This window comes from Pseudomonas sp. 37 R 15 (assembly GCF_900004865.1).
In the GTDB taxonomy this organism is placed as follows: Bacteria; Pseudomonadota; Gammaproteobacteria; order Pseudomonadales; family Pseudomonadaceae; genus Aquipseudomonas; species Aquipseudomonas fluorescens_AM.
Genome location: NZ_CVTV01000060.1, coordinates 280,244 through 285,693, shown reverse-complemented (window position 1 = coordinate 285,693; position 5,450 = coordinate 280,244). Strand labels below are relative to the sequence as shown.

Genomic DNA, 5,450 nt, shown 5'->3' with positions numbered 1-5,450 from the left:
GGGGAAACCTGCCTGATAAGTCACGGTTGAAGAGAATGTCCGTATTCAGTTTTGCCGCTTGAATCGGCTGCTCTGCGCCCTGAAAAAACAACGGGCGCAGCCGGGGGCCTGGAGAGGCTTCCGGCAGGCTTGGAAAATTAAGGGATTTGCGGGGTGGGGAGTGACATGGGAAGCGGGGACAAGGGAAGTGGGGAATGGTTCCGGGGGGAGGTTGGTTTAGGGCAAAGACCGCTCGTGGTGACCTCAGGGCCAGTGCGGTTCGTAAGCAAATTTCCGTCCTTTATGGGGACGCAATCGCACGTGATTTTTGCTGATGTCGGGCCTCGGGTGAGGCCCAGTTGAGCTACCTGAACTCCAAAGCAATGGCTACAGCTGCCATCCAAATCATGGCGGTAAAGATCATCGTCGTAACGATTGTGAGATACCGTTTTAGATAGGGTGGAAAGTTTTTAAAGTCGACAGGGTCCAAGTCGCCTACGCGAATATGGGATTTTGGCAACAAGATCATTCCAGCGATTTTTGACATTTCCAAAAGAGACCAAATCAAACCTCGCTTCCCGAGGCTGTCTCCCCAAAGGTAGATATAACGGCTGTTTTTCAAAGCCTCCTTGATGGCGTCCAAGTGACGGTGGGTGAGGTAAAGGCTGAATGCGAGGCCAGTAAATCCAAGCAGGAGCGGGCCGCCAGCGACGATCCAGAAAGCCAGCCAGGATTTCCAAAACTCTTCCGTCGTCATGGCAAACTTTTCTCATACAAAATCTCTCCGCCCATTTCGCCACCTTTACCACCGATAGTCGTACCCACCCATGCGCCGGTCCCAACCAAAGCCGCGACACAGACAACACCTCCGATACCTGTCGTAACACCAAGTCCAAGGCAGACCGCACTACCGGCAATGCCACCTGCCCATCCGCCAAATGCACCGCCACCAACAGAACCGGTGAACTTTCCACCCTCTGTGAACTTGATCTTTTCGCAAGCCGCCTCGGAATCGTTATTGCAAACCTGTTGTATCGCCAACGAGGAGGATACGCCACCAAGGCCAATTCCAATGTAACCACCCGCCGTCATGTATCTGAGTGCGCGGCTGGTTGCTTCTACATGAGCGGCATACCCCGGAATCTGCCCTGGCCCACCTGCCTTGTCCCAGTGATGCACCAAACTTCGACTGGATATTCCAAGGGCCGTTTTCAACTTGGGGTGATCGCCCAGGGTTGTTTGGCCGCGTAACCGAGTTGAGTTAAGTAAATGGGCATCCAGCTGGCTCATAAGACGCTGACGATCAGCAAAAAACTGCGGTGATCTAAGATGTCCATACTGTCGATAGTTTTGCTGATGCAGACGTTCCATGGCCTGGAGCGTGTCGCGCAGATTACTCAGGTGCTTCTCCATCACCACCGCGCTGACGCCCAGCCAGGTTGAGGTGTGGCCGATGAAACCGGCAATCTCGGCACCATGGCGATACAGAAAGTCGGCCTCGTCCGGGGTCAGGGAATCCAGGGAAGCATCGACCTGCTGAGCGGCCTGCATCAATTGCGCTTCCTGATAGGTGCAGGAGGTGTTGTTCGGATCGCTGAGCACGATCATCGAGCCGGCTTTGACGTTGCCTGTGTTGGGGTTCAGCGTTTGAAATTTACGCATCACGGCCGGATCGAGTTCTGGAAAAAGAGTCGCCTCCAAAGCCTCGCGGCTGATGCTTTTGGGCACGATATAAAAACCTGGGTCCTGGCCGGATAGACCGTTAAATGCAGGCGGGACTGAACGGCTTGGTGTTGCATAAGCGCCTTGAGAGGGCGCTGATCCGTTGGTAGCTGCTCGGACCGGCGCAGCTGCCTGTCTGGCGGAATTCGTAGCGCTGCTATCTTTCCCATATTGAGCTGACAACACCGAAGGAATCAGCTCGGCTTTACAGGGACAATCGCTGTAACTATTCAGCGTACCGGCCATCAGCCGGCCATGGCTGTTCATGAAGGAAATGCCACCGACGATCTTATAAGTTTGCCCATCTTTGCCACAGGTGACGCGGTCACCTTCGCACGCGTGGAGAAGGCCATGGATGTTGATTCTTCTATCTCCATCCAGCACTTCCCCGCCGCAGGTGGTCTTGTCACCCAGGCCAATGAAATAACCTACGCTCATTGTTTTTTCCTTTGTCCATGAAGTTTTTTGTCCTAATTTCCCTGCTCGTCTCGACAAGAAACCTGATGCATGACGCATTTCAATCGAGGTAAAGGAGAACGAGGAAGTCAGTGGCAAGCCAAACTTTGGAGAGGGATTTACTTAGGGTAAAGTCGGACGATTCCGAGGTTTTCGTCGTAAAAATCTGATAGATCGCTGACGGCCCAGTCAGTAATCATTTCCCTTATATGCACTGCCTGCTCGACATGCATTGTTAAAGGCCAGCAAGCCATATCCCTTTAATTTGCAGGACGTTTCCTAGGCAATCCTTCGGCCTTGCGCCTGCTCAATGCACTGGCTAGCCCTCGCTTCGTCGCTGCATATCAGCGACGGGTGTGAGATCCCGTGTATGAGCAGGCGCCATGCGCTACAACTGTCTATGGCGGCTATGTGCGGGCAGACTTCGGTCTGGCCGGGTCCTGCTTTCCGGTATCTCACCCCGCACATAGCTGCCCCTTTTGACGTGTGAGATCGGCAAGAGAATGGCTTCCAATCCAGGCAGGAGCTTCACGCATAAGCAAAAGTTGTTCCCGATCCACCCTGTCCCGTTTTTGTTGCCCACGAAGACCTGAGCTTCGAAGACGCCATCGCCAACATTTCCTCGCTGCTACGCTGCGCCGCCACCACGGCCACCGAAACCGCCGAGGGCCTCAAAGGCACCCGACGCGACATGGCCTGTTCCACCGCCCACTTGATCGACATGGCCCGCACCCTTGCCGAGCGCGCACTGAATTGCCTGCAACCCGGCCCCGCCAGCACCCCATAACCCATGTGGGAGGGGGCTTGCCCCCGATGCGGTGGGTCAGCCAATCAATCCGTATCTGACCCACCGTCATCGGGGGCAAGCCCCCTCCCACATTTGGCCTGTGTCGCCTGATCTTGATCGACATGGCACACACCCTTGCCGACCGCGCACTGGATTGCCTGCAACCCAGCCCCGCCAGCACCCCATAACCCATGTGGGAGGGGGCTTGCCCCCGATGCGGTGGGTCAGCCAATCAATCCGTATCTGACCCACCGTCATCGGGGGCAAGCCCCCTCCCACATTGGCCTGTGGCGCCTGATCTTGATCGACATGGCGCGCACCCTTGCCGACCGCGCACTGGATTGCCTGCAACACGGACCTGCCAGCCCCCTCCCACATTTGGCCTGTGTCGCCTGTCTGAATGCATCGATTACTGCTCGGGAAGTGGTACAACAGGGGTTTGCGCCAACCCTTATCGGAGGCCTGCACGCATGACGTCCAAACTCGAACAACTCAAGCAATTCACCACCGTGGTCTGCGACACCGGCGACCTGGAAGCCATCAGCCGTCTGCGCCCGGTGGATGCCACCACCAACCCCTCGTTGCTGCTCAAGGCCTCGGCCATCGAGCATTACGGCGACATCCTGCGCAGCGCACTCGACCTGTCCAAAGGCGACCTGGGCCTGGCCTGCGATCAGTTTTCCGTGGCGGTGGGCTGCGGCATTCTCAAGGTGATTCCGGGACGTATCTCCACCGAGGTCGATGCACGGTTGTCCTTCGATGAGGACGCGCTGTGGGCCAAAGCCAATCAGTTGATCGCCCTCTATGACCAGGCCGGCGTCGGTCGCGACCGCGTGCTGATCAAATTGGCGTCCACCTGGGAGGGTATCCGCACCGCCGAACGCCTGGAAAAAGCCGGCATCCAGACCAATCTGACGCTGCTGTTCTCCTTCGCCCAGGCCCAGGCCTGCGCCGATGCAGGTGTGTTTCTGATTTCACCGTTCGTAGGCCGCATTTACGACTGGTACCGCAAGCACACCGGCCTGGACTACACCGGCGCGGACGACCCGGGCGTGCAGTCGGTGACGCGTATCTACAACTACTACAAGGCCAACAGGATCGACACCGTGGTGATGGGCGCAAGCTTTCGCACGCTGAGCCAGATCGAGCAATTGGCCGGCTGCGATCGCCTGACCGTGAGCCCGGAACTGCTGCAAAAGCTCGATGAGGATAGCGGCCCACTGCAACGCAAGCTGGCGCCAGGCGCCGACGGTGAAGCACGTCAGCGGTTGACTGAAGCGCAATTTCGCTGGGCTTCCAATGAGGATGCAATGGCCACCGAAAAGCTGGCCGAAGGGATTCGCCAGTTTGCCAGGGATCAGGAGAAACTCGAGGCCGTGCTGGCTGCGCTGTGAAACAGCAAGACCGGACGCGGTCAAAAAGTGCAGGCGGGAGCACGCCCCCGCCTGCATTTGGCCCGCCAGCATTAGTTTTCCGGGCGATCATCCAACGCACGCCCTGCCAACGCCCCCATCACCCCACCGGCGATTGGCGCCAGCCAGAACAACCAGAGCTGTGACAGGTATTGCCCCTCGGCAAACAACGCCGGCCCGGTGCTCCGCGCGGGGTTGACCGACGTATTGCTCACCGGAATCAGCACCAGGTGAATCAGGGTCAGCGCCAGGCCGATGGCGATAGGCGCAAAACCGGCCACCGCGCCCGGGGCGGTGACGCGCATGATGATCAACACAAAGAAGAACGTGGCAATCAGCTCGGCCAGGGCTGCGGACTTCATGTCGAAGTGGCCGGGACTCAACGGACCATAGCCGTTGGCGGCAAATCCGCCCGGTTCAAAACCGGGCTGGCCGTTGGCGATCAAGTACAGTGCTGCGGCAGCCACAATGGCCCCACTCACCTGCGCCGCGATGTAAGGCAGCACATCCGCACCGCACACACGGCGCCCGGCCCATAGACCAATGGTCACCGCCGGGTTGAAATGCCCGCCGGAAATACCGCCCACGGCATAGGCCATGGTCAATACCGTAAGACCAAACGCCAGCGACACCCCTGCAAAGCCAATGCCCAACTGTGGAAATGCCGCCGCCAGAATGGCACTGCCACACCCGCAGAAGGTCAGCCAGAAAGTCCCCAGAAGTTCTGCGATCAAACGCTTTTGCACAATCGACTCCATTGCTGTTCACGTGCCGTCACCACAGGAGGTGGGCGGTCCCGCGAGACGGTAGCAATGGGCATTGATGGATCCTGTAGGAATTGTCCGGTTTTAGTCAGGCGCCGGATCAGCAATGTCCGGCGGCTGCTTGTGCCACCGGGGACAAACTATCCAAATCTGCAGCGGCCAACGCCAACCCGCCAACCCGCTAACCACGATGCGCAGCGAGTCGCTCTTGATCTTGATCTGGCTTTAGATCTTAAGCGCCCCGTTAAACCACGCTGGCCGAACGCAGGCTTGAATCCGTGGGCAACCCGGCAGGACGCCGGGTTAGCCGCACTGGGCCAGGGATGGCCC

Annotated in this window: 4 protein-coding genes and 1 pseudogene; 2 read left to right on the top strand and 3 right to left on the bottom strand. The window is 58.1% G+C overall.

From position 1 onward, the window contains the following. Positions 1–343 precede the first annotated feature (343 nt). Together BFQ04_RS25670 and BFQ04_RS25665 are read right to left on the bottom strand one after the other, a co-directional pair. Entirely contained in the window at positions 344–736 is a 393-nt protein-coding gene (locus BFQ04_RS25670) for a hypothetical protein (RefSeq protein ID WP_065953192.1), read from the bottom strand. Continuing rightward, positions 733–2,139: a PAAR domain-containing protein gene (locus tag BFQ04_RS25665; protein ID WP_065953191.1), complete on the bottom strand. Its 1,407-nt coding sequence runs from the start codon at positions 2,137–2,139 to the stop codon at positions 733–735. Before BFQ04_RS25665 ends, BFQ04_RS25670 begins: the two co-directional genes overlap by 4 nt. Positions 2,140–2,698: 559 nt before the next feature. On the opposite strand from BFQ04_RS25665, the pseudogene BFQ04_RS25660 reads away from it, so the two are divergent. Together BFQ04_RS25660 and tal are read left to right on the top strand one after the other, a co-directional pair. Then, positions 2,699–2,944, top strand: a pseudogene (locus BFQ04_RS25660) (DUF6124 family protein); the annotation flags it as partial. A gap of 470 nt (positions 2,945–3,414) precedes the next feature. After that, positions 3,415–4,338, top strand: a complete 924-nt coding sequence (tal, locus tag BFQ04_RS25655; protein WP_065953189.1) for a transaldolase — start codon at positions 3,415–3,417, stop codon at positions 4,336–4,338. A gap of 71 nt (positions 4,339–4,409) precedes the next feature. Here the strand turns inward: tal and aqpZ are convergent, their stop codons facing one another. Then, a complete protein-coding gene (gene aqpZ, locus BFQ04_RS25650; protein WP_065953188.1) occupies positions 4,410–5,114 on the bottom strand; it encodes an aquaporin Z in 705 nt (234 codons plus the stop codon). Between the last annotated feature and the right edge of the window lie 336 nt (positions 5,115–5,450).